The sequence below is a fragment of the Synechococcus sp. N32 genome, from assembly GCF_900473895.1.
Lineage (GTDB): Bacteria > Cyanobacteriota > Cyanobacteriia > PCC-6307 > Cyanobiaceae > Parasynechococcus.
The window spans coordinates 220,784-242,475 of sequence record NZ_UCND01000015.1 but is presented as its reverse complement, the minus strand read 5'-3'; the positions used below and the strand labels follow the sequence as shown (position 1 = coordinate 242,475).

26 protein-coding genes are annotated in these 21,692 nt (G+C 59.9%); 9 read left to right on the top strand and 17 right to left on the bottom strand.

Annotation, left to right across the window (positions count from 1 at the left end; genetic code table 11):
- The first annotated feature begins 11 nt into the window (after nucleotides 1–11).
- Nucleotides 12–1,364, top strand: coding sequence for a bifunctional UDP-N-acetylglucosamine diphosphorylase/glucosamine-1-phosphate N-acetyltransferase GlmU (glmU, locus tag DXY35_RS09800; RefSeq protein WP_115082137.1), 1,353 nt, complete (start codon nucleotides 12–14; stop codon nucleotides 1,362–1,364).
- 10 nt (nucleotides 1,365–1,374) lie between these two features.
- On the opposite strand, the gene murF is transcribed toward glmU, so the two are convergent.
- From murF to menD, 6 genes are read right to left on the bottom strand one after another with little or no spacing between them, the layout of a single operon-like run.
- Nucleotides 1,375–2,724, bottom strand: coding sequence for a UDP-N-acetylmuramoyl-tripeptide--D-alanyl-D-alanine ligase (gene murF / locus DXY35_RS09795; protein WP_115082136.1), 1,350 nt, complete (start codon nucleotides 2,722–2,724; stop codon nucleotides 1,375–1,377).
- Nucleotides 2,721–3,497, bottom strand: a complete 777-nt coding sequence (locus DXY35_RS09790; RefSeq protein ID WP_244273091.1) for a hypothetical protein — start codon at nucleotides 3,495–3,497, stop codon at nucleotides 2,721–2,723. The genes murF and DXY35_RS09790 overlap by 4 nt, the downstream gene beginning before the upstream one ends.
- Before the next feature lie 2 nt (nucleotides 3,498–3,499).
- Nucleotides 3,500–5,035 carry a glycogen synthase GlgA gene (gene glgA, locus DXY35_RS09785; RefSeq protein ID WP_115082134.1) on the bottom strand — a complete coding sequence of 512 codons (1,536 nt, stop codon included), beginning with the start codon at nucleotides 5,033–5,035 and terminating at the stop codon, nucleotides 3,500–3,502.
- A gap of 55 nt (nucleotides 5,036–5,090) precedes the next feature.
- Complete coding sequence (locus tag DXY35_RS09780; protein ID WP_115082133.1) at nucleotides 5,091–5,636, bottom strand: L,D-transpeptidase; 546 nt, start codon at nucleotides 5,634–5,636, stop codon at nucleotides 5,091–5,093.
- A gap of 5 nt (nucleotides 5,637–5,641) precedes the next feature.
- Nucleotides 5,642–6,511 carry a 1,4-dihydroxy-2-naphthoyl-CoA synthase gene (menB, locus tag DXY35_RS09775; RefSeq protein WP_114988990.1) on the bottom strand — a complete coding sequence of 290 codons (870 nt, stop codon included), beginning with the start codon at nucleotides 6,509–6,511 and terminating at the stop codon, nucleotides 5,642–5,644.
- 5 nt (nucleotides 6,512–6,516) lie between these two features.
- Entirely contained in the window at nucleotides 6,517–8,202 is a 1,686-nt protein-coding gene (gene menD / locus DXY35_RS09770; RefSeq protein ID WP_115082132.1) for a 2-succinyl-5-enolpyruvyl-6-hydroxy-3-cyclohexene-1-carboxylic-acid synthase, read from the bottom strand.
- Between the two features lie 57 nt (nucleotides 8,203–8,259).
- Between menD and lepB the strand changes: the two genes are divergently transcribed.
- Together lepB and DXY35_RS09760 are read left to right on the top strand one after the other, a co-directional pair.
- Nucleotides 8,260–8,850 (top strand): signal peptidase I, encoded by a 591-nt coding sequence (lepB, locus tag DXY35_RS09765; RefSeq protein WP_115082131.1) that lies wholly within the window; start codon nucleotides 8,260–8,262, stop codon nucleotides 8,848–8,850.
- Between the two features lie 49 nt (nucleotides 8,851–8,899).
- A complete protein-coding gene (locus DXY35_RS09760; RefSeq protein WP_006849758.1) occupies nucleotides 8,900–9,253 on the top strand; it encodes a DUF760 domain-containing protein in 354 nt (117 codons plus the stop codon).
- Here DXY35_RS09760 and DXY35_RS09755 read toward each other — a convergent pair.
- Nucleotides 9,243–10,436: a DUF4336 domain-containing protein gene (locus DXY35_RS09755; RefSeq protein WP_115082130.1), complete on the bottom strand. Its 1,194-nt coding sequence runs from the start codon at nucleotides 10,434–10,436 to the stop codon at nucleotides 9,243–9,245. The two genes, DXY35_RS09760 and DXY35_RS09755, sit on opposite strands and share 11 nt — an antisense overlap.
- A 394-nt stretch (nucleotides 10,437–10,830) precedes the next feature.
- Here DXY35_RS09755 and DXY35_RS09750 point away from each other — a divergent pair, with 394 nt between their 5' ends.
- Together DXY35_RS09750 and DXY35_RS09745 are read left to right on the top strand one after the other, a co-directional pair.
- Nucleotides 10,831–11,115: a DUF1651 domain-containing protein gene (locus DXY35_RS09750; protein ID WP_115082129.1), complete on the top strand. Its 285-nt coding sequence runs from the start codon at nucleotides 10,831–10,833 to the stop codon at nucleotides 11,113–11,115.
- Between the two features lie 77 nt (nucleotides 11,116–11,192).
- Nucleotides 11,193–11,417 carry a hypothetical protein gene (locus tag DXY35_RS09745; protein ID WP_244273089.1) on the top strand — a complete coding sequence of 75 codons (225 nt, stop codon included), beginning with the start codon at nucleotides 11,193–11,195 and terminating at the stop codon, nucleotides 11,415–11,417.
- 1,341 nt (nucleotides 11,418–12,758) lie between these two features.
- Here DXY35_RS09745 and DXY35_RS12820 read toward each other — a convergent pair.
- Entirely contained in the window at nucleotides 12,759–12,932 is a 174-nt protein-coding gene (locus DXY35_RS12820) for a hypothetical protein (RefSeq protein ID WP_170950594.1), read from the bottom strand.
- A gap of 287 nt (nucleotides 12,933–13,219) precedes the next feature.
- The gene (locus tag DXY35_RS12815; RefSeq protein ID WP_170950593.1) at nucleotides 13,220–13,366 is read right to left on the bottom strand and encodes a hypothetical protein; all 147 of its coding nucleotides are present in this window, start codon (nucleotides 13,364–13,366) and stop codon (nucleotides 13,220–13,222) included.
- A 401-nt stretch (nucleotides 13,367–13,767) separates the two neighbouring features.
- Between DXY35_RS12815 and DXY35_RS09740 the strand changes: the two genes are divergently transcribed.
- The gene (locus DXY35_RS09740) at nucleotides 13,768–13,980 is read left to right on the top strand and encodes a hypothetical protein (protein ID WP_115008888.1); all 213 of its coding nucleotides are present in this window, start codon (nucleotides 13,768–13,770) and stop codon (nucleotides 13,978–13,980) included.
- A gap of 2 nt (nucleotides 13,981–13,982) precedes the next feature.
- Here DXY35_RS09740 and DXY35_RS09735 read toward each other — a convergent pair whose 3' ends face one another.
- The 6 genes from DXY35_RS09735 to DXY35_RS09715 all read right to left on the bottom strand — a co-directional run bounded on the left by DXY35_RS09735 (nucleotide 13,983) and on the right by DXY35_RS09715 (nucleotide 17,416).
- Complete coding sequence (locus DXY35_RS09735) at nucleotides 13,983–15,617, bottom strand: FAD-dependent oxidoreductase (RefSeq protein WP_115082127.1); 1,635 nt, start codon at nucleotides 15,615–15,617, stop codon at nucleotides 13,983–13,985.
- 238 nt (nucleotides 15,618–15,855) lie between these two features.
- Entirely contained in the window at nucleotides 15,856–16,065 is a 210-nt protein-coding gene (locus DXY35_RS09730) for a hypothetical protein (protein ID WP_115082126.1), read from the bottom strand.
- Nucleotides 16,058–16,210 carry a hypothetical protein gene (locus DXY35_RS12810; RefSeq protein ID WP_170950592.1) on the bottom strand — a complete coding sequence of 51 codons (153 nt, stop codon included), beginning with the start codon at nucleotides 16,208–16,210 and terminating at the stop codon, nucleotides 16,058–16,060. The genes DXY35_RS09730 and DXY35_RS12810 overlap by 8 nt, the downstream gene beginning before the upstream one ends.
- 107 nt (nucleotides 16,211–16,317) lie before the next feature.
- On the bottom strand, nucleotides 16,318–16,476 hold the full coding sequence (locus DXY35_RS12805) for a hypothetical protein (protein WP_170950591.1): 159 nt from the start codon (nucleotides 16,474–16,476) through the stop codon (nucleotides 16,318–16,320).
- Between the two features lie 91 nt (nucleotides 16,477–16,567).
- Nucleotides 16,568–17,215 (bottom strand): ParA family protein, encoded by a 648-nt coding sequence (locus DXY35_RS09720; RefSeq protein ID WP_115082124.1) that lies wholly within the window; start codon nucleotides 17,213–17,215, stop codon nucleotides 16,568–16,570.
- A gap of 9 nt (nucleotides 17,216–17,224) precedes the next feature.
- Complete coding sequence (locus tag DXY35_RS09715; RefSeq protein ID WP_244272209.1) at nucleotides 17,225–17,416, bottom strand: hypothetical protein; 192 nt, start codon at nucleotides 17,414–17,416, stop codon at nucleotides 17,225–17,227.
- Nucleotides 17,417–17,449: 33 nt separating this feature from the next.
- Here DXY35_RS09715 and DXY35_RS12800 point away from each other — a divergent pair, with 33 nt between their 5' ends.
- The 3 genes from DXY35_RS12800 (at nucleotide 17,450) to DXY35_RS09700 (ending at nucleotide 20,690) form a co-directional block, all read left to right on the top strand.
- Nucleotides 17,450–17,815, top strand: a complete 366-nt coding sequence (locus DXY35_RS12800) for a hypothetical protein (protein ID WP_170950566.1) — start codon at nucleotides 17,450–17,452, stop codon at nucleotides 17,813–17,815.
- Between the two features lie 532 nt (nucleotides 17,816–18,347).
- Entirely contained in the window at nucleotides 18,348–18,554 is a 207-nt protein-coding gene (locus DXY35_RS09710) for a hypothetical protein (protein WP_115082122.1), read from the top strand.
- Between the two features lie 2,031 nt (nucleotides 18,555–20,585).
- Nucleotides 20,586–20,690 carry a DUF4278 domain-containing protein gene (locus DXY35_RS09700; protein ID WP_071823061.1) on the top strand — a complete coding sequence of 35 codons (105 nt, stop codon included), beginning with the start codon at nucleotides 20,586–20,588 and terminating at the stop codon, nucleotides 20,688–20,690.
- Nucleotides 20,691–20,743: 53 nt separating this feature from the next.
- On the opposite strand, the gene DXY35_RS12795 is transcribed toward DXY35_RS09700, so the two are convergent.
- Entirely contained in the window at nucleotides 20,744–20,908 is a 165-nt protein-coding gene (locus DXY35_RS12795) for a hypothetical protein (RefSeq protein WP_170950590.1), read from the bottom strand.
- Nucleotides 20,905–21,690 (bottom strand): J domain-containing protein, encoded by a 786-nt coding sequence (locus DXY35_RS09695; RefSeq protein ID WP_115082120.1) that lies wholly within the window; start codon nucleotides 21,688–21,690, stop codon nucleotides 20,905–20,907. The genes DXY35_RS12795 and DXY35_RS09695 overlap by 4 nt, the downstream gene beginning before the upstream one ends.
- Between the last annotated feature and the right edge of the window lie 2 nt (nucleotides 21,691–21,692).

Below are 21,692 nucleotides of genomic sequence, written 5' to 3'. Positions count from 1 at the left end.
CCTCGCTCCGCATGCTTGCCGTAGCCGTACTGGCCGCTGGAAAAGGCACCCGCATGAAGAGCGCACTCCCAAAAGTGCTCCAACCGCTGGCAGGAGACACCCTGGTGGAACGGGTTCTCGCCAGTGCCGGCAACCTGCAACCGGAACGGCGGCTGCTGATCGTTGGGCATCAAGCCGAACGAGTGGAGCAGCAGCTGGCTCCGCTCGGAGGCCTGGAATTTGTTCTGCAGCAGCCCCAGAACGGCACGGGCCATGCGGTGCAACAGCTGATCCCCTCGCTGCAAGGCTTTGAAGGCGAACTGCTCGTGCTCAATGGTGATGTTCCGCTGCTGAGGAGCGAAACGGTCGAAGCGCTGGTCGAGCAGCATCGCGCCAGCGGTGCCGATGTCACCCTGCTCACAGCACGGCTCGAAGATCCCACCGGTTACGGGCGTGTGTTCGCCGATGCCGAGGGCCAGGTGAGCAGCATCATTGAGCATCGCGATTGCACGGACGAGCAACGCAGCAACAACCTCACCAACGCCGGGATCTACTGCTTCAACTGGACAGCCCTGGCCAACGTGCTGCCGAAGCTCAGCACCGACAACGATCAGGGGGAGCTCTATCTCACCGACACGGTGGCGATGCTGCCGAAGGCCATGCACCTGGAGGTAGCCGATGCCGATGAGGTGAACGGCATCAACAACCGGCGGCAACTGGCCCAGTGCGAAGCCTTGCTGCAGCAACGGTTGCGCCACCACTGGATGGATGAAGGAGTCACCTTCGTTGATCCCGAAAGCTGCACCCTCAGCGAAGGCTGCAGCTTCGGCCGCGATGTGGTGATCGAACCGCAAACCCACTTCCGCGGCCGTTGCGTGGTCGGCGACAACTCCCGGATCGGGCCCGGCAGCCTGATCGAGGACGCGTCGGTTGGGACCAACGTCAGTGTGGTGCACTCCGTGGTGCGAGAGGCCAACGTCGGCAACGACGTTGCCATCGGTCCCTTTGCTCACCTGCGGCCGGCCGCTGATGTCGGTGATGGCTGCCGCATCGGCAACTTTGTGGAGGTGAAGAAAAGCCAGCTGGGGGCTGGCACAAAGGTGAACCACCTCAGCTATATCGGCGACGCCCAACTCGGGCAGAAGGTCAACGTGGGGGCCGGAACCATCACCGCCAACTACGACGGAGTGAACAAGCACCGCACCGTGATCGGCAGCAACAGCAAAACCGGTGCCAATTCCGTGCTGGTGGCCCCCATCAACGTCGGTGAACGCGCCACCATCGGTGCCGGGTCAACGATCACCAAGGATGTGGCGGATGGCGCCCTGGCGATTGGTCGCGCCCGCCAGATGACCAAGGACGGCTGGGCGGAACGCAAGGTTTAGTCCAGCCTTTTCAGAGGCGTGGCAACAGCGGAATCAACCGTTCCAAGGCGACACCGCGGCTGGCCTTGAGCAGCAGAACATCACCGGAGTTCAGCCAGGCAGCCAGGGGCGCTGCGGCGTCTTCGGGATGCGACACCAGCTGCAGGTGGGGCAGGGAGGCCGCCACTTCAGCCATCGCCTTGCCCTCCGCACCGCCATCCACCAGCACCAGACCATCCAAGCCCAGCTGCACGGCGCGGGCGGCAACCTCCTGATGCAGCTCCAGGCTGCGCTCCCCAAGCTCGAGCATGGTGCCAAGCACGGCAAAACGTCGCCCCGGTTGCGCCGCCAGCAGCTCAAGAGCCGCCAACACCGCCTCAGGCGAGGCGTTGTAGGTCTCATCGAGGAGTGTCAAACCACCCTGCTGCAGGCGGCGGTTGCGTCCGCCCGGCACCGTCACCTGCATGGCTTGCAACGCCTTGCGGGACACGCCCAACTGGTCTGCAACAGCGACGGCCAAGAGCAGGTTGCGGGCGTTGTGGCGCCCCTCCAGCTGAAGCGGGAGACGATCTGCACCGATCAGCAACTGGTCGCCGTTGACGTCTCCAACCAGATCGGATTCGACCTCGGGATCGTCAGCCAGGCGCACGCGCAGCACGCAGCCGGACCAGACCGCCGCCAAGGCCGACTCCAGCAGGGGGTCACCGGCGGGAATCACCACGGTTCCCTTCGGATGCAACCCAGCCGTGATTTCACATTTGGCCGCTGCAATCGCTTCACGGCTGCCGAGACGACCGATGTGGGCCGTGCCGATGTTGGTGATCACCGCAAGATCAGGCTCGGTGCAGCGGGAGAGACGCTCGATCTCCCCAGGCCCCCGCATGCCCATCTCAATCACCAGGGCCGCATCAGCTGCGGTGGCGCCCAGAACGGTGAGGGGAACGCCGACATCGTTGTTGTTGTTGCCTTCGCTGGCCTGAATCGCTCCCAGCGGAGCCAATGCAGCTCGAATCAACTCCCGGGTTGTGGTTTTGCCGGCTGAGCCCGTCACTGCCACCAGAGGTTTGGCCAGGGCACGGCGATGCAGCAAGGCCAGCTGTTGGTAGGCCAGCAGTGTGTCGTCCACCCGCCAATGCAACAGGCCCGAAGGCAACGGTTCAGTCCAGCTGCGGCTCACAACAGCAGCCTGAACCTTGTGTTCAGGCAGTTGGGCGAGAAAGTGATGACCATCGAAGCGCTCGCCCACCAGGGGGACAAAAAAATCACCCGCCTGAAGCTGTCGGCTGTCGGTGCAGACCCGTCCCACCAGGGCATCGGGTTCAAAGCTGCCGCCCTGCGGCGTTCCCCAGGCATCCAGCAGCTGACGCAGCGTCAGGGTCATCCCACCAACCCGAGGTCAAACAGGATCATGCCGCCCCCAACCCGAGCGGACCGCCCCAGCAGATCGCCCTGTTCATTGACCAACTGAAGACTGGCGTAATCCAACTCCAACGCCGACTGAAGCCAACTGGAGGCCAGGCTCTGGCGCTGATCGAGAGGCAACTGCTGCCAAGCGTCAACAGACAACTCCAACAGCAAGCGGTCCCGCTCCGGAACGGGCTTGGCTGAACGGAGCAGTCCTTCCGGGACGGCCTTGTCCTGAAACAGCTCGAACAGGGGATCGAAACTGAGTTGGGGTTGGAGGGGCTGCTCCGGCTCCGATGGTTCCAAAGCCGGCTCCGCATCCACAGCTTCCGGCACTGGTGATGTCTCCTCCGCCATGGGCTGTGGTGCTGGGATCAGCTCCGGCAGGGGAAGCTCAAGGGGAGACGTCCGCTGCTCCACGACCGGCTCCAGACGCGGGGCGGGGCGGGCATGGTCCTGCCAGAAGCGGACCCCAGCCAGCGGCAGCAGCAGGAGCAGCACCAGCAGCAGTGGCCAGAAGCTGGGGGCCAGATCCCTGGGCCAGAAGCCTGGCACCGAAAGCTCACCCTCTCGATTGCGGCGCCAGAGTTCCTGGCCCCTGAGCCGAAGATCGGCGGCCATCGCCTGCAGGTTGCGGCCGAACTCCTGCCAGGGGCTGACGTAGGGAGCCGGGAGATTGCCCGATGGCTCCACCCCCTGGAGCTCGGATCGAGCCTCAGGTGGGGAGTCGGATCGGGCGGGCTCGCTCAAACTCAACTGGATCGACGACCGAAGAGACGATTCAGGGGATTCCGGCCGGCGGAGGTCACCTCAGCAGGAACCCTGGCCTCTTCAGTTTGACCTTCGGAACGGGAAGGATCAGCAGCCTGCCCCTGAGAGAACTGTTCCACCAGGGCAGCATCCGGGGTGGGTTCCTTGATGCCGCAGACATCCTTGTACATGAGGTCGTAATCGACCGCGGAACGATCCCAGCTGTAGTCCTGATTCATGCTGCGTTTCTGCAGCTCGACCCAGCTGTCCCGGTGGCGGAACGCCTCCCAGGCCCGCACCAGGGCTGTGTAGAAGTCGACCGGTTCAAAGCGATCGAAGCAGAAGCCTGTGCCGCTGTCGGCAGCTGGGATATGGGGCGGAACGGTGTCAACGAGACCACCAACCTTGCGAACCACGGGCACTGAGCCGTAGCGCATGGCGTAGAGCTGGCTGATGCCACAGGGCTCAAACCGGCTGGGCATCAGGAAGGCATCGCTGCCGCCGTAGATCAACCGCGACAGGTCATCGTCGTAGGTGAGGAAGACGGCGCACTTGCCGGGGTGACGGGATGCGAGTTGCCAGAGCCCGGATTCCAGCCCCCGGTCGCCGGTGCCCAGCACAACGATCTGGGTGTCGGTGTAGGCCAGCAACCGATCAGCCACCTGCAGCAGCAGATCAACTCCCTTCTGGTCGACAAGGCGGCTGACCATGCCAAGGACGAAGGCGTCCTCCCGCACCTCCAGCCCCATGCGCTCCTGGAGCACCTTCTTGCAGACCGCCTTGCCGGAAAGATCGTCGGCGCTGAAGTTTGCCGGCAGGGAGCGATCGGTGGCTGGGTCCCAGGCATCCAGATCAATGCCGTTGAGGATGCCGCGCAGCTTGCCCGAGACGAAGTTGAGCAGACCCTCCAGCTTTTCGCCGTATTCCGCCGTGCGGATCTCCTGGGCGTAGGTGGGCGACACCGCATTGACGCGATCGGCGTAGAGCAGCGCAGCCGCCATGGTGTGATCCCCCTGCATGTACCAGGGGCACCAGGTCATCCGATCGAGCTTCCAGCGCCAGGGACCCTGGTACTTGAGGTTATGGATGGTGAAGACCGTGCTGATTTCCGGGTCCTGATGCATCCACACCGGGATCATCCCGGTGTGCCAGTCGTGGCAATGCAGCACCTGGGGCTTCCAGACGTTCCAGGAGAATTCGGCAGCAGCGCTGGCGAAGAAGGTGAAGCGCCAGTCCTCGTCGTCGCCGCCGTAGATGCGCTCCGGGTCGAACACCGGATGACCCACCAGGTAGATCGTCATCCCATTGGTGGGATGCTTCGTTTCATAGACGGCGAACTCGTTGCCCATGGTCTGGGCTCGCCAGATCGGCTCCGCCGGCACGTTGAGGCGGCTCCAGAGCTTGGCGTAGCCCGGCATGATAAGGCGCACGTCATGGCCGAGCTTGGCCAATGCCGGGGGCAGAGAGCCAACAACATCGCCCATCCCTCCAACCTTGATCATCGGGGCGCATTCCGCTGCAGCGAAGAGGATGCGCATGTCTCAGATCGGCGTTGGCGCAGCGACTTTAAGGGGAATTTAGGAATCTGTTCCGTCAGGGAAGAATCGTCACCTGAGTTCCAAGCGACACCTGGCGATACAGGCCACGCACATCCTCGTTGTAAAGCCGCACGCAGCCATGGGATACGGCCCGTCCCACCGTCCAGCGGTGGGGGGTGCCATGGAACCCCGTGGTGGTGCATCCCTTGATCGTGATCCAGGCATCGCCGTCATGGGCATCACGGCCGCGGCAATCGCGATGGAAAGCGATCCAGTGGCTGCCCAGGGGATTGTTGACCCCCTGTTCCTCCACCCGCTCGCCACTCACCGGATGCACCCACACCGGATTGGGGATCTTCTGAAGCACTTCAAAGCGTCCGGTGGGGGTTTCCCAGCCGGGCATGCCGATGGCCACCGGAAAGGCGTTGCGCAGCCTGCCGTTGTCGAGAAGGAACACACGGCGACGGCCGCGCAACATCACCACATGGCGAGTGCTGTTGCCCCGCAGATCCTGAGGCAGTGAAGCCAGGCCTGCCGTCACGGAATCCTCAGCCGCCGCCTGCAGCAGGGCCAGCGGTTCCGGCGGAGGAAGAGGAAGCATGCCCGTCAGGGTAACCAGCCTGTCTCGGAAAAATCCGGAGACCGCTTCTCAAGGAAGGCATTGCGGCCTTCCACGGCTTCTTCGGTTCGATAAAAGAGATGAGTGGCATTGCCCGCCAATTCCTGCAACCCGGCGAGGCCATCGGTTTCGGCGTTGAATGCGGCCTTGAGGCAACGGATGGCCGTAGGGCTGTGTTGCAGCACCTCGCGGGCCCAGCGCACCCCCTCCGCCTCCAACTGCTCCAACGGCACCACGGCGTTGACGAGCCCCATCTCCAACGCCTCCTTGGCGCCATAACGGCGGCAGAGGAACCAGATTTCACGGGCCTTGCGCTGGCCAACCACCCGCGCCAGGTAGCCCGCACCAAAGCCGCCATCAAAACTGCCGACCTTGGGGCCGGTCTGGCCGAACACAGCGTTCTCGGCGGCAAGGCTGAGGTCGCAGAGCAGATGCAACACCTGGCCGCCGCCCATGGCATAGCCGGCCACCAGGCCGATCACCACCTTGGGCAGGCTGCGGATGATGCGCTGCAGATCCAGCACGTTCAGGCGCGGCAGGCCGTCCTCACCGACGTAACCGCCGTCACCGCGAACGCTTTGGTCGCCGCCGGAACAAAAGGCATAGCCACCATCGGGGGCTGGACCCACGCCGGTGAAAAGCACCACACCAATGTCACGGTCATCCCGGATGCGCGTGAAGGCATCACAGAGCTCCATCACCGTCTGCGGGCGGAAGGCGTTGCGCTTGGCGGGGCGGTTGATGGCCACACGCGCCAGGCCGTCAGCGCAACGGTCCACAAGGATGTCCTGGTAGCTGCCCCACGGTGTCCATTGCGCGGTTGGCGCACCGGGGAGCACCTGACGCATGTCACTCATCGGGTTCAGGGCTCGGTGCGTTCATTCTGAGCAGCGGCGCGCAGCTGCTGACGCAGGGCAGCATCACGACCGCGGTCGCTGCACAAGCGCAACAACACCGGCCGTTGCTGCGACAAGCCCCAGGCCAAGGCCTCCTGCAGATCCTCCAGACAGGCCACCTGGCGTCCAGGCACACCGTGGGCTGCCGCCAGGGCCAGGGGATCCACCTGCTGGGGCATGGCGAAGAGCGCTTCGAAGCCCGGCGTGGCAATAGGCAACTGCTGAAAAATGCCGCCGCCGCCGTTGTCGATCAGCAGCACCAGCAGTGGTGGAGCTGCAGCAGCAGACGATGCATGCAGCCAGCCGTTGCTGTCGTGCAGCAGGGCCAGATCACCGGTCACCAGCGCCAACGGACCGAGATTCGCCGCCAGCCCCATGGCGAGGGACAAGGTGCCGTCGATGCCCGAGGAGCCGCGGAAGCTGAAGCAACGGTGGCGGCCGCAGGCGGGCCCGCCCCAGGTCAACCAATCGCGCACCGGTGAACTGGCGGCCAACATCAGCGGGAACGACTCCGGCAGGAGCTGGGGAAGCCAATAGGCCAGGGCGGGCTCATTGACGGCGCCACGCAAGGGCAGCTGGGCCTCGATCCAGGCCGAGAGGTCGTCGGTGCCAACCGATGGCTTGCTCAGCGGCTCCAGACCAGGCTGTTGAGCAATCCAGGCGGCCATGCCCCCCGACCATTGGCTGGATTTCTGCAACGGATCCAGCGGCCTTGGATCCCCTTCGGTGATCAGCAGTTGGGGGCCCTGATGGCGCTGAAGCCAAGCCTCCAACCGCCGGCTGGCGGGCATGGGTCCCAGCCGCAACACCTGAGCGTCGTCAGGCAGGTTCAGCCGATCCAGTTGCAACTCCCAGTGCTCGATCCGGTTGGGGCACTCGGGAGCAAGGGCGGCGAGGGGGTCGGCCAGCAGAGGCCAACCGCTGAGGTTCAGCCAGCAATGCAGAGCCTGTTGAAAAGCCTCCACCGCGGGCGAAAGACCGCGCCAAGGGCCCGCAATCACAACCCCCGGGCGCTCTGAATCAAGGCGAGGCGCAGGCGCGATCTCGGGCGAAGGCTCAGGGAAAGCCGTGGGCGGGAGCGCAGCCGAAACCAGCTGTTGCTGCTGCTCGAGCGTGGTGTGCAGCGGCTCCTCGAAGGGCAGGTTGAGGTGAACCGCTCCCGGTGGACCAGCGCCTGCACCCTGGGCCTGCTGCCAAGCCTGAACCGCCAGGGCGTTGAGGGCGTTGTTGGCCTGGGTGTGGACACCGTCTGCAGCTCCACTACCGAACCAGCGGCAGGCCGAGAGCAGAAAGGATTCCTGGTTAACCGTCTGGTTGGCACCGCAGTTTTTGAGCCGGGCGGGGCGATCCGCCGTGAGCAGCAGCAAGGGCTGACAGGAGCGGTCCGCCTCCACCGCAGAGGGAAGCAGGTTGGCCACCGCGGTGCCGGAGGTGGTGACCACTGCCACGGCACGGCCATGGGCGGTCGCCATGCCGAGGGCCAGAAAGGCGGCCGAACGCTCGTCGATGGCCGTGACCAGCTGCAGCTTCGCCTGGGAGGCCAGCATTCCCGCGGCTGTTGCCAGGGGACCGGAACGGCTGCCAGGGCAGAGCACCAGCTGCTTCAGCCCCTGGAAACAAAAAGCCTCCAGCAGCGTGAGGGCGGCCTGCAAATTGGCGCGAGCGATGGTCAGTGCAGCAGGCCAGGCTGGTGTGATCTTCGGTCAACGATGACCCAACCCACGACACCCGCTCCAGGAGAAGACAGCAAGGGCTTCTGGCGCAATCTGATTCTCTGGGCCCTGCTGGCGCTGCTGCTGCGCTTGTGGGTGGTGGAACCGCGCTGGATTCCCTCCGGCTCGATGCTGCCCACCCTGCAGCTGCAGGACCGCATCCTGGTGGAGAAGGTGAGGCCCCGCCTGGCCCGCAGCCGCCACGGCCATCTACACCGGGGCGATGTGGTGGTGTTCGCCCCGCCGGAGCAGCTCGTGGCCGCTGGCTACGACGCATCTGCAGCACTGATCAAACGGGTGGTGGGGCTGCCTGGCGATCAGTTGGAGGTGCACGACGGCCGGCTCTTCCGCAACGGTGAACCGGCTGCGGAACCCTGGTTGGCGGAAGCGATCAACTACGAGATGGCCCCGATCACCGTGGCGACGGATCAACTGTGGGTGATGGGGGACAACCGCAATGCCAGCCTCGATTCCCACCTCTGGGGATCACTGCCGGAAACCAATGTTCTGGGCACGGCGGTGTGGCGGTATTGGCCGCTGCAGAGGTTCGGTCCGTTACGGATCACCGACAGCAGCGATGGCGGTTGATGCCAATGGCTTGCGTTAAGGTCAAGTCCGTGATGTAGATCACACACGAATGTTTAACCCCGAGTTCCTGACAACTGACAGCAGTGACGGTCACGCGGGGAACAGCCTGATCCAGTACCTGCAGGAGCAGTCGCCGGACACCTTGCAGCGGGTCGCGAAATCAGCAAGCAACGATATTCAGGACATCATTCGCCACAACGTTCAGGGTCTGCTGGGAATGCTTCCTGGCGAGCACTTCGAGGTGAAGGTGACGGCCAACCGCGACAACCTCGCCAACATGTTGGCCTCGGCAATGATGACGGGTTATTTCCTGCGCCAGATGGAACAGCGCAAGGAGCTGGAAGAGACGCTGTTCGCCGACGAACAGATGGCGATCGAGCCTGAAGACGAACTCAAGCTTTGATCACGGGCTGATCAGGCACAACGCCTAGATCGAGCAAACGCTGATCAATGGATCCGAGAAACTCCCAGTTCTCAGAACTTGGAGCCCAGTCCCGCTGTTGCAATGACGCGAGCAGGTGTTGCACGGTTTCGGGCGTGAATGTGACCGGCGCGCTGTAGTGAGCCGGCACCAGCCAGCGCAGCTCAGCCTGGCCGCTCAACTCCTGCAGCCATCGCAACAGAGCCTCTTTGGCTCTGGGCAACACCAACCGCTCAAGCACCGGGGCCACCTGCAACTTGGGCGCGTCTTCGCCGATCAAGCCATCGGCAGCCGCCTGCCAACCGGCCTTCCAGCGGAAGGGGTAGAGGCCGAAGTGGGCTTTCAGGGAACGGAGCCCTGGCTTGAACGCATCCCGCAGCAACTCCGGCAGCGCGGGCACCTCCAGCGGTTCAGGCCTGAGGTAAGAGGCAAACAGCACCAGCCGGGCCCAGCCGCGGCGGCGGGCTTGCGCTGAATCAGTGAGAGGCTCATCGCCGCGTTCGCGGGCATGGAACAACAGCGGCGTTGGATCGAGGTCAAACAGAGCCGGGGGTTCAGCACTGATGCCCACAAGGGCATCGGTCACCAATAGTGCGCCTGACGGGCGATACAAACAGGAGACTTCCTGGAAACGGCCCACGCCAAGGTCGAGCGGTCCAAGGGAGAACCACTCACAAACATCGCCATGGGGAAGGCCATCGTCGAACAACACCTTGGTGCGACTGGCCGGCACACCCAACCAGGACAGAGGCAACTGCACAGGGAAGCTCCACTGGCCCGGACACACCCAGATGTCCGCATCCGGGAAGGCGCGGGCCAGGGGACCGAGGGGAAGCTTGTGCTCCAAACCAGAGGCGGTGGGCAGCACGATCGTGCGCACGGGGCCGTGTTGTTGCTCCAGCCCGGCGATGGCTTGGCGCACTTCGCCGGTGGGCGGCAGAGGGTTCACCAACATCAAGCCGCCGGGCACCTTGGCCACGGTGAGCCGCACCGGCACGGCCACGTAATACACCCCCTGCAGCTGCTCCAGGCTCCAGAGCTGGCCAGGGATCAGCTCACTGAACAGCGTGCGGCGGCGGCCGTAGGGGTAGAGCGGCAGAAGCGGCCAGAAACCCCAGCGCTGATCAGCAGGATTCACACCAGCTCCAGCCACCACGCTCCCCATCAATGCAGTGATTCTGCAGAGGAATGGATCAGGCCAGGGTCAAACCACCCACTCCGGCGCAGAACAGCACCACCCGCCATGCTGGTTGCCGCCAACTCACCAACAGCACAAACGCCACCAAAGGAATGTGCCGACACTCATGATGGGAAAACGGCCTCTCCAGAGAGGTCCATCAGTAGTTATGAGGAAGATTCCCTTCTTACCCACCAGAAGGGGCCGGTGATGGTCCACTGTGGATAGGATCCTTGGTCCGAGGACCCAGCGAGAGAACTCAACAACCAAATCTCGGAACTTCAAGCCCGAGTGGCCTTCCCACAGCACTGGAGCAGCGGAGAGCATGAGCAGCACATCGAAAGGCTCCGCCAGCTCACCTACGAAAAAAGCCGTCTAATCGATCGATCAAGCTCCTCTCCTATGGAGAGAACTCATCACTGAAGAACTCTCCTACAAGTCTGTTGGCGCATGGCTTGCTAATGAGCCACAGCAGCTTTACTACCAATTCACCGCCGCCAAGGATGGCTCTCAAGGCGAGTCGATCGTCATGCGCAGCTTCCATTGGCGACCACCTGACGACCCGATCCCTCAGGGGAGTCAACTGCTGACGCGACAAGAGGCACTGGAGAAATGGAATGCACTCAAGTCAATGGGCTGGAGGAGATGCGCCGGTCCACTTCGGTAGGGCAGTGAACGGGGCAACCAAGTGCTTACAAGTCGTTGGCAATTGGAGCAAAACCAGTGGTAGTCCAGAGTGCGGTTATGAAACAGCCGAACACAAAGCGACTTAGGGCTCTACGGCTGTCTGCACTCGCCAGGGACAACAAAGTCGTCAATGCCATTCGCGCCTCGATCACTCAGGCCCCTGATGCTCTGGTTAAGGAGTTGATGGACGTCCATGGATGGCCAGCGCATGAAGCCCTCTGCGCCGTTCAGCAGCTTCAGCAAGATGTCCTCGATGACACGGCTGAACAGGCATCGGCGTGAAAGAAATCATTCGCAACGGCCAAGATTTGGTCGAGCGATTGAAGCTCCAGTCAGCTCTAGCCATCGTTTGAAGTGAGGGCTCACTGGCATTCGATGCACGCACGATTCATATGTCTACGTTGCGAGTGTCGTCCTTCTTAGGGACATGGGATTCGACGGAGTTGATAAGACAGATCGCTTCATCATTGCCGCCAGGCGACGTGCGGAAGCTGCAATGCATGAGACAGATCCAAAGCTGACGGCGCTTGAGAAAGCGATGTGGCTCAAGTTGAAGCGAGGTGAACGCCCCTGCAAAAACAGCAAGGCTTCCTAGGGAACTACTCACCTGCACTTCAACAAAGGAGGAGGCCGCCCCTCCCAGGTGGAAGAGACGGCCTAACTCGCTCGTTTATGCATTGCAGTCGACCTAGTCAGTACGTGTTGCCTTTGGGGATCACCTTGGCAATGGGACTGAGAGAGAAAGGTCGAAGCGTCTGGCTTGTGGCAACCCTGGGGCCATTTGGACCAGGTGTGAAGCGGGACTCCTACGGGGCACCTAGACGAACGGTGCAGAGGAGTGTCGACTGATCAGACGCACATCAGTGTCGTCACAGACGAGACGCTCACGGTTGAGTTGAAAAGTTGGAGCAGGGGCCAGAAAAGTCAGGCTGCTTCTGCAATTTGCTCAGGTGGAGTGTCGGCCGTCATGGGCTCCTCCGATCTCGATGCACACACTCTCGGAAGCGGTTGGGCATCAGGCAATCAGCTGTCATGCTCATTGCCTTCTGGGGCAAATAAGTCGATTGTGGAACCGACGCGCCTTGCGTTGGGACCAATGCGATGCGCAAGTTCTGCTCGGACGGCCAGGCCAAATCCAAGACTTGTGCTGAGATCCTGACAAGATTTGTGTGTTTTTGATCCCGCGACAGAAAAAAGATCCCAAGTTCAGTTGACCCAACAAGGAGGGTCACATGTACGAAGCTTTCAAAAAGCCTGTCGATTGCACCCTGAATACCTGCATGAAGTGGGGCGCAGACGGAACCCTGTCTCCCCACGACCAAAACGGCTTAATGAGGCGTCTGTGCTCTACCGATCCGGCCTTGGCTGGTAGCGAGGCTTGCAAGCTCTACAAAAACGACAGCTAAACGCAAAAGCCATTTGCGCTCTTCTCCCCCTGCTTTTGGCGGGGGGTCTCTTTTTGCCTGTAGTTCAACGCTGAGGTTCCCGTCTTTCCATGACGCTCTGGAATGGCGGTAAACCTTGGCTTACATCGGCTGCGCGCATAAAGAGGGAGTCAGAACGAACAACCTCACCTACGTTTCCATCAACAACCAGAACGCGTGCCAAAGGAAGGGGTCGATTTCAGCGGCGATTGGAGGGCTTGGAGTGACTGTGTTTCGACGACAAATGCAACAGGTTGGATGCCTTGTCTTGCTCTTCAACCTTGGTGAGCTTTTTCACCAGAGTCCAGGTGTCATGCGCAGACATTTCCCCATCTTTCTCCCATTTGATGCTCGACAATTCAGCAGGAGACATCAAGGGAACACGTTTCTTTTTAACTTAAGGAACGTGATATCGATGTGGCCGTTGCCACCAAGTAATGTCACTTAAGACAATCGGAAGTTGGTTTGCCTTGATACAACGTCCTGCAAAGAGACAATAAAAAAGCCTCAGCCGCATGAGCTGAAGCCAGGTGATGGGGAACAAACGAAACATACCGGCCCTGCACCCACAATCAAGGCTGAGGACACCACATCTGGTGGCTAGCGCAGCCTTGCCGAGGCAGCCAACACCACAGACCACCAGCTACCAAACCGAAAAGGTCAGTGCGAACCGAACCAGGAGCAACAGGCGCCAAGACGGATCGTCAACAACGTCAGAACCCCAACCGCTGCAGCCACAAACGACACTCCCATCAGCTGCTGACGGCGCTTCTCGCTCCTGGCCTCGACCGATTGGCTGCCGTTCAACAGAAAAATCCAGACGCGTCAACTTAAGCGTTTTCAGTAACTTGAGCTACCAAGACAGGCGTTCTACCGGCGATGCTGCGGCGGCTGCGTGCGCTGAGTTGCGTGCGCGCCCTGAGATGACGGTGACGGCGACAGGGCCTTTCATACAGATCGGCGCTGTTTTTCCACGAGCGCGGGTAAGGCCAGCTGCGCTTAACCGCAGGCGAATTGGTTGTTCTGCAACACCACCAGGCGTGGAGCCACAGGGCGGTCATGCCACAGATCAAACCAGTCATGGCTGCATGATGAAACCCATCGGGGCGGCGTCAAGCGCAGGCCAGCAACCTAAGCAACACCGAGTCATCCCCCAGCAGCTCTGCGTGAATGAGTGATACGGCCTGTTGCCAAGTGGCCTTGGGCCGATGCAGAACGGGTGCATCGGATCAGCAGCCATGGCCAAGCGTCGCTTTCTCGAAAAGCAACCGCTCACCGAAGCGGAAGGACTGACCGCCCTGATCATGATGGGGGTGGGGCTCACCCTGGGTGGCATCAGCGTGACCATCCTGATGGCGCTGAACGCCTCAGCCGCAGGGTCTTGGCAGGAACTCTGGCTGTCAGGCCAACTGAATTTCTGAGCTCAGGCCAACCAAGGCCAACGGATGCCGAACGCCTCCAGGGGGTCCATCACGAGTTTGTTGAGGGAACGGCCCAACAGCACCTGGGGTTCTTCCGGACGGATCGGCCGCACCAAATGCTCTGGGCTGGTCGCAGCATTCGCCCCTCTCACCACCCCACTGCGCATCAAGGCGTTGGCCGCCTCAAGACCGCAGACGTAGGCCCGTTCCTGGCACAGGCCCTTGGCACCGTGCTCGCGTTCGCCCATCCGCACCCAGTCGCCAGCGCAGACCACAGACGGAAGTGCCGTCTGCAGCGGCGGTCGCTGGCTGAAACTGCCGGGGGAGAACAACGACACCGAGCCCGGGTAACGCCGCACCTCAAACTCCAGCACCTGGGCAAGCCGGAAGGCCGGCACCGCCTGGGGCAACAACTCCTTCAGCAGGGTGTCGACGATCTCCTGATCACTCAAGGCTGCGATTGCCGTGGCGTTGTAGAAGTCGCTGGCCACCACGGATCCCTGGGGCTCGCTGCCGCCCCAGAGCGCATCAAGATCCGCGTTCTGCAGCTGGTCGAGCATGAAAAATGTGGCGCCCGAGCCCTGTAAGGCGTCAAAGCGCGAGAAGACATTGGCGGGATCGGCGACTGCGATGGTGCGATCCAGCCACAACCGCACCGACACCACATCAATCGCCCCCAAACCGCCAGCAGCCGCCAGCTCCGGCAGCACATCACTGCAACGCGGCGACTCCGCCATCAGGGCATGCATGCCCTTGGCACCCACCGCCAGCACAACCGCATCAACGTCATCAACAACGCTGGAGCGGCCTGTTGCTTTGCAACGGACCTCCACCGACCGAATTGCTTCGCCTGGCTGATCAAGATTCAGGCGCGTGGCCAACGTGCCTCCCAGAACAGTGAGCAGACCAGAAGCGAGCAGGCGTTCCGCCAGGGGAGCGATCAGCTTCTCGGCGATGCTGCCAGTGCGAATCCAGCGCACATCAAAGGAATCTTGATGCGCCAAGGCGTAGTAGTAGAGCAGCTCCATGGTGACGGCTGCCGACAATTCCTCGGGTGGCTTGAACAGACCCACCAAAAGAATCGGACGCAAGAATTCGTCGATCATCCGCTCCGTGATTCCCAGTTGGCGGAACAGGGTCAACGCATCGATGGCGTCGTAGCGCCGGAAGGTCTCCTCGTTGCGGTTCAGATCAAGCATCGCCACCAAAAGGCCGGCAATGCTCATGCGATCGGCAACAGGCAGGCGCTTGAAGTTCTTGATCGTTGCCATGGCCTGCCCCAGGGGGCTGGGCAATTGCAACCCGTCACCGAACACCGGGGCCGTGGCCTCCAGACCGGCGGGAGACCAGAAGGCGCTGGTGGTGAATTCAGTGAACACGTCGGTGAGCCCAAGCTCATCGGTCAGCGCATTGATGTTGGGGTAATCCCTCCAAAAGCCCCGGGTGCCCGCTTCAAAGGGTTTACCACTGGCCGTGCGCATCGGCGTCCTCCCCGTGGGATCCGACATCCCATCGACCAGGGTGACGCGAACACCGGCTTCACAGAGGGTTTTGGCTGCACCCCAGCCGGCCCAGCCTCCACCGATCACCACCACATGGGAGGCATCAGCGTTAGCGGCCTTGGAAAGCTCAGGCATCGACCAAACAGAGATGCTGGGAGAGGCTTCACATCATGCAGCCATGGCACGAAAAAGGTCGCCATCGCCACAGAGAAGAGGGAATGAATAGCGTCGTCTGGAGATGAAACCGTTTTATGGCTTCAGATTCAGCCGTCCGCTGGCCTGTTTTTCTGCCATTGGTGCTGTTCTTTGGTGGCATCGGTGCCGCAGCAGCGATGACCCAGTTGCTGGGATCGTTCTGAGCTTCAGGGCGCGATCAGACCAGATTCAAAGCCTCAAGCACTTGAGCTCGAATCCCGCCGAGACGAAACCAAGCTTGAACGGCATCGGCCTTGCTGGTGTAGGGCCGCCAGTCGTCTTCATGCATCCGCCGTTGGATGTGGCGCAACACCCGTTCTGCGACGACACGATCGCTGGACGCCTTCAAAACAATCTGCCGGCCATTCAGCTCAAACGTGTTATTCATTTTTTGGAGGTTTGATTAGCTCACCGGTCTGCAAGGACACCACAGCAAAGCTGCTAACAAAGACCACCGCCACCAGAGCGAGGAAGACCGCTGTGAGATTGCTGATCTCAAGCTGCCCGAGCATGAAGGCAAATGAGGTGGCCATCAAAAGCAGCAACTGCTTCTGAACTTAAACGGGCTCGTCGTTGTTCAGATTGCCAAGAACCACGCCTGCCATCGACAAACCAATGGCAAGCATTACAACGGCTTCGATCATGCGGCTTTGGTGGAGATGCTCGGCGTCTTGAGCAGAACCGCCGCGGTGGAGGCCTTCACCGTCACCTGAGCAGAAGAAGCGGCTTGCGCCTGGGGCTGCCAGGTGGATGCTGCTGAGCAACGGGTGGGATTCTTCAACCAAGAACTGCGACCCATCAACCTTCAATCAGCTGAGGTAAGTATTGCGGCTGAAGCTCAGAAGATCTGTCTGATTGGCGACCGACGCCAAAAGTGAGCTGTTTCTTGATCAAGCACTAATGGCGTCCGGCGTTACTGCCGACAAGCGATCACGGATCTGAACAGCAGCCTGGCAATAGGCCGCCCAGCCTCCCATGCGCCGCAGATCGGCACGGCCACGGTCATCGACGGCATTCGACACACAAACACCCTCCGCTTCTGCTTTTTCAAACGCCGCCAACAAGGGGATTTCCGCCTGCATCACATCCACATCAAAACCCTCCAAAATTTGGCGTGCTTCCTGGGCGAGCCGTTGTTTTCGGCTGTCCACTTTCACCAACAGCGCGGCATGCATGGTGCCCATCTGCCTGAGGATTGAGGAGAGTTCAACAGTGAGCTCAACCGATCTCGACTGCGGCGTAGTGGGCAGCAAAACAAGATCTGCTCCGGCCGAAAGATTCTTGAGTTCATCTTCGTGGCTGCTGGCCTGCCCGTCAGTGATGATCACTTGGGCATTGCGGGTGGCCTTTGCTGCAGCCTCCACAGGCACCACTTCCAACGGAAGCATCCCCCGGGCGGCGTAGGCGGTTGCTGAACGGTTGCGATCCGCATCAACAACACACACCGAGAAGCCCTGCTGGGCCCAGACACAGGCCAGATGAATGCTGGTGCAGGTTTTTGCCACACCACCCTTCTGGCCAAAGACAGTCAAAAACATGGCTGAGATTTAAATGCGCGGGATGATCGCATCGTTGGGAAAGAACTCTTCAAACACGCAAATGCGGTCGGCCCAACGGGCCTCCACTTCCAAGCGCATTAAGCGATTGCGCACCCACATCAATGTGTCCACATCAATGGGTTTGTGGAACTTGTGCTGCTGCGCCTTCACCCAATCATCCTTGCTCTGAGAGCTGTTCATGACCGCGAAAACTGACCTGCCCACACCGTACGGATGGCGTCTTTCGGCGCAATCAGCTTCACACTGAGTAAGCATCAAGGATCACTCAATCGCAGCAGAACTGTTCAGCAGAACAACGAATTAATGGAAGCTTTGAGTCCAAGCCAGAGCGATAAGGACCTGAACCTCGTGATCGGTAGCCGATCCATCATTCCGACCATTCAAGCGGCGACAGAATCGACTCAATTCACCTTCAGCCGTGATGACCCAGAAAGCACCTCAACTCAAGCCACGCCCGGTGCACACACCACCCAAACGCGCTTGAAGCACTTAAAGGGCCTGAATCAACCCATCGGAGCCGAACAGATTTCCTGTTCTGTAACAGTACGAACGAAACGTCGATTGACACCACCCCCATAAAAGATCTGTAGCAACTGCTACGCAATCACGTTCACCTCGTCTTCGGCTAGGTGCAGTTCGACTCAGGCCATGGAACGGTGACCTGAGTTGCTTCGAGGAAACAGTTTCTCAAGCAAAGAATCAGAGAACCGTTGGCAATACAGGGATTTTGGAGGCCAAGAGATTCTCTTTTGTCCACTGTTTGTTCCACTGAGTGATCCACAGTTCTGAGGCTTGGATGAGGGCTCTCTGACCCAACTTCACACCGGGTCGATTTGTCGCCACTCTGAGCAAGTCAACAAACACGAGCCCCTTTATTCAGAGCTGGGGGGCTCTTTTTTTAGGTAAGCGAAGCCACTGCCCTCGTAGAGGTGGCCTCGCCGCTCCAAGGTCAGTCGTCCAACGGAGCACTTTTGTCGTAACCCTGCTTCGACAGGGCAGAACGCATCACCTGACACCAATCAGCAGATGGGTGTCCTGAATCCAGGAAACAGAGATGCACAGCTGCTGAACGCATCTACCTTCTAGCTTCACTCTGAGAGCCATTCTCGGCATGTACTTCATCGAACGCCAAGGTCCTGATCATCAATGGATCAGGGAATTGAACTTTAAGACTGAGTTCAAGGCCTTGATCGATGCTCGACGCAAGGCAATTTCAACCTTGGCTACCTATCGGATCGTCCATGCGATGTGGCCAAACCAAGCGGTTTGCTACGTGGATGGACCTGAATTGGCCAACGAGGTGGAAACAAAGGGGTGACCGCTCTGCAAAGCACACCCCCCTGAGACCAAATTCATCTTGATGAGCTCAGGCAGAGGTGATGGGGCAAATCAATCCGATATGCAGGATCGGCATACCGAGGTCAGGCCTACATCCGAACTACTTGTGACGCTTTGCCCCTCTTTCGCTTCTCACCACCGAAGGTTTCAACGGGCAAGCCAATGCGCGAAATGGCGTGTGTCGTCCATCCAGGATGAGTTCGCCGAGTGATTGGGCGTGGTGAAGGTGAATCTCCATCAGATCTCCTACCAACCTCCTCGGTGTAACCAGACCTCATTGCGGGTCAAGTGTCATTGGCTGCCATTTCGGCATTGCTTCTGGTTTGCCTCGTGCACCGTGGTGAGGTGTCGTCGGCACCGTGTGGTGAAGATTTAGGGGTGAACCTGGCTGCGTCCTTGGGATCGCGAGGTGGCTCTTCCTTCCCTTTCTTCCTCAAGGCGACAACAGCGCCGGTCAGTGCATCCAGGCCTGTCTCCATCCATTGTTGCCAGTCACGCTCGGTTCTGTCGAAAAAGCAAGAGTCCACAAAAGAGACACCAGTCAGTGGCCCCAATGCTTCTCGGTGTCCACTGTTGTTAGCCAGCGCCGGACCATTCTCAACAAGCCTGCCGAATCCACACCTGGCAGGCGATGGGAAAAGAAAAGACCACCCCCTGGCAGGCCTCAAGCCACAGACTCTGGACACTCCCATGGGGTCGTTTTCGTCCCTGGCGTATCGATATGGGGGTTTGCATTTTTCTGTGGTGAAAACGGGCTTGACCTCAGATACTGGTTTTGTTTCTTGTGAGAAAAAGCCAGCCAATAAATGTGGTCACGTAGATAACACCAATCACCAACAGATTCAAAGGCAAGAACAGATCCCAGAGGAAAGAAATTCCAACTGAAATCACTCCTGCCCAACCCAAGCCATCAAGCCAGTCCATTACTAGCAGCAAGCATCTTCATAGTCGTCAAACTCTTGAACAAGAGATTCAGCATCGACTGGCTGTATTTGCCCGAGCAGAAGCTCTGTTCTTTGCTTCAACCATCTCGACACCTGAATCTGCTGTGCGGGTGGCACCTCATCCACAGTGATTAGCTTGAGATTCCTCCTCCAATTCTGCTCCCAATAGCTCATGACATTCAGAGCGGAGCCTTGGAAAATATCTCTATTGGAGCTGTGGTTCTGTTGCGTAGACAACCATTGGCCCTACAGCAAATCCGCCAAGGCCATTCAGACGGCACTCAACAGACACCAAGACCAATCCCACACAACACACAATCAACAGCCCACACAGACGCTCTCAGGACTCATGCAGAGCAGGCCACGTCAATCGTCGTCATCGAGAAAATCCAGCGGAATCAATCCGAGCGGATATGGAGGAACAATCTGCATCGATTTCAGTCGTTCATCAATACGCAACGCGGAGAAAGAAAAGGATCTGTTGACACCACTGGGACGCGATTTCTTCATTGCAAAGTGACGCTTGACGCAAATGATTTGGGATTGGGATTTCACGAAGAAATTGGGTCTGGGAAGTTGTTTCGACAGCTCTCAGTTTTCAATTGCCAACAACGGGAGTTGCACCCATATGTTCAAGAAGAGGGTCGAGGTGATTGCTTTCAATCAATGTTGGAGGGATTACCAATGCGCGTTCCATCCCCCCCTGGGAACGAACCTCCGAAAATCCACCATTGACCACCACCCGCCCCAAGAGCCGACCAAGGACCATCGGATGACGAGATGGACCAAAAGCCGCCTCAGAGGTCAACTGGTATCGCAAAGATACATTCAGCAGGATTCATTGTTGAATTCATCACAGCCAAGAACCCAGACCCAGACTGAGTTCATCAATTCACGAGCAACCAATCTCCCTGGTTTGTATCGGCGTGAACGACACAGGGATTGACCCCATGGATATAACCAATATGTAGCAACCGCTACCCACTACGTTCAGTCAGCACTCGTGTTGACCGCAGTTCGACTCAGGCCATGGAACGGGGACCTGAGCTTGCTTCGAGGAACCCATCATGACCCTGACCTATCGCGGCCAGAAGTACAACCAGAACAACGCTGCTGCATCCAACGTTCAACGTCCGGTTCTTGTTTATCGCGGTCAGAAAGTCGCCAGCTGACAACAGCATGACGACCTCTTACAAGCCCCGCCTCGGCGGGGCTTTTTTATGGCTCATTTGCCTTCAGGATCGGGATGTTTTGCCTTCCAACGTTCAAACCAAACGGCGACGGCGAGGGACACACCCACGGCAAAGCCAGCACCAATCAGCACCACACCAACTTCCACCGGCATTAACACCACCTGTTGCTGCCCCAGATCATCGGACAAGAGCGTCACTGAACCAACGACTGATACGCCTCATTGACGCGTCGAAACGCCTCAGCAGAACCACCGAGATCGGGATGGTGCTGCTTCACCAGTTTTCGATGCGCCTGCTTGATCTCAGCGAGGGACGCGTTGGCCTCCAAACCCAACACCCTTAAAGCGGCACGGCGTGGATCACGGGCGTGACCATCGTCCTGACGATCCGTTTGACGTTGGTCCGTTCGGGTGCGGCGACCCTGCCGCCTTGAACCTGATTGGTCCTGCCGCTGACGCAACTGCTCCACCACACGCTGTGGATCCTCATCCAGCCATTCACTGGCGCGAACCCCAAACAAGGCAAACGCCGCCAGAACGGCCGTTGTTTGCTTGTTCGGCTTGGCTCCCACCGCCGCCATGAGATCTGTTCCCAGCCCACGAACCAACCGATCCAACCGCTGTTCAAGGGTTAAGTGGGCAGGAAAACCACTGCGGTTGAGCTGGTCAATCAACAACTCCAATCCGCGCTGACGCAGTGCCGTCCATCCCGGCTGCTGAGCGAGGGCCTGCCCCCAGGCCCGCACCTGTTGGCTGCTGATGCGCGGTGGAGCTTGTGCCGATGGCTCACTCCAGGGGCGATGGGATCTGGGCTCCGTACGAATGCGTTGGCGTTGCTGACGTTGCAGTCGCTCCAACTCACGGTTGAGCCGCAACACCTCGCGACGCAAAGCGTCGTTCTCCGCCAGCAACGCCTCAACATTGCTGGTGACCCGTTGTTCAGGGCCTCCGCCTGACCACTGACGCGGATCAAAGCCCAAAG

Excerpts from the sequence above, each read along its gene's own strand:
- glmU (WP_115082137.1), top strand. The coding sequence starts at position 12 with ATGCTTGCCGTAGCCGTACTGGCCGCTGGAAAAGGCACCCGCATGAAG.
- murF (WP_115082136.1), bottom strand. The coding sequence starts at position 2,724 with ATGACCCTGACGCTGCGTCAGCTGCTGGATGCCTGGGGAACGCCGCAG.
- glgA (WP_115082134.1), bottom strand. The coding sequence starts at position 5,035 with ATGCGCATCCTCTTCGCTGCAGCGGAATGCGCCCCGATGATCAAGGTT.
- DXY35_RS09780 (WP_115082133.1), bottom strand. The coding sequence starts at position 5,636 with ATGCTTCCTCTTCCTCCGCCGGAACCGCTGGCCCTGCTGCAGGCGGCG.
- menB (WP_114988990.1), bottom strand. The coding sequence starts at position 6,511 with ATGAGTGACATGCGTCAGGTGCTCCCCGGTGCGCCAACCGCGCAATGG.
- lepB (WP_115082131.1), top strand. The coding sequence starts at position 8,260 with ATGACCCAACCCACGACACCCGCTCCAGGAGAAGACAGCAAGGGCTTC.
- DXY35_RS09760 (WP_006849758.1), top strand. The coding sequence starts at position 8,900 with ATGTTTAACCCCGAGTTCCTGACAACTGACAGCAGTGACGGTCACGCG.
- DXY35_RS09755 (WP_115082130.1), bottom strand. The coding sequence starts at position 10,436 with ATGGGGAGCGTGGTGGCTGGAGCTGGTGTGAATCCTGCTGATCAGCGC.
- DXY35_RS09745 (WP_244273089.1), top strand. The coding sequence starts at position 11,193 with ATGAAACAGCCGAACACAAAGCGACTTAGGGCTCTACGGCTGTCTGCA.
- DXY35_RS12820 (WP_170950594.1), bottom strand. The coding sequence starts at position 12,932 with ATGTCTCCTGCTGAATTGTCGAGCATCAAATGGGAGAAAGATGGGGAA.
- DXY35_RS09740 (WP_115008888.1), top strand. The coding sequence starts at position 13,768 with ATGCAGAACGGGTGCATCGGATCAGCAGCCATGGCCAAGCGTCGCTTT.
- DXY35_RS09735 (WP_115082127.1), bottom strand. The coding sequence starts at position 15,617 with ATGCCTGAGCTTTCCAAGGCCGCTAACGCTGATGCCTCCCATGTGGTG.
- DXY35_RS09730 (WP_115082126.1), bottom strand. The coding sequence starts at position 16,065 with ATGAATAACACGTTTGAGCTGAATGGCCGGCAGATTGTTTTGAAGGCG.
- DXY35_RS12810 (WP_170950592.1), bottom strand. The coding sequence starts at position 16,210 with ATGGCCACCTCATTTGCCTTCATGCTCGGGCAGCTTGAGATCAGCAAT.
- DXY35_RS12805 (WP_170950591.1), bottom strand. The coding sequence starts at position 16,476 with ATGGGTCGCAGTTCTTGGTTGAAGAATCCCACCCGTTGCTCAGCAGCA.
- DXY35_RS09720 (WP_115082124.1), bottom strand. The coding sequence starts at position 17,215 with ATGTTTTTGACTGTCTTTGGCCAGAAGGGTGGTGTGGCAAAAACCTGC.
- DXY35_RS09715 (WP_244272209.1), bottom strand. The coding sequence starts at position 17,416 with ATGAACAGCTCTCAGAGCAAGGATGATTGGGTGAAGGCGCAGCAGCAC.
- DXY35_RS12800 (WP_170950566.1), top strand. The coding sequence starts at position 17,450 with ATGGCGTCTTTCGGCGCAATCAGCTTCACACTGAGTAAGCATCAAGGA.
- DXY35_RS09710 (WP_115082122.1), top strand. The coding sequence starts at position 18,348 with ATGTACTTCATCGAACGCCAAGGTCCTGATCATCAATGGATCAGGGAA.
- DXY35_RS09700 (WP_071823061.1), top strand. The coding sequence starts at position 20,586 with ATGACCCTGACCTATCGCGGCCAGAAGTACAACCAGAACAACGCTGCT.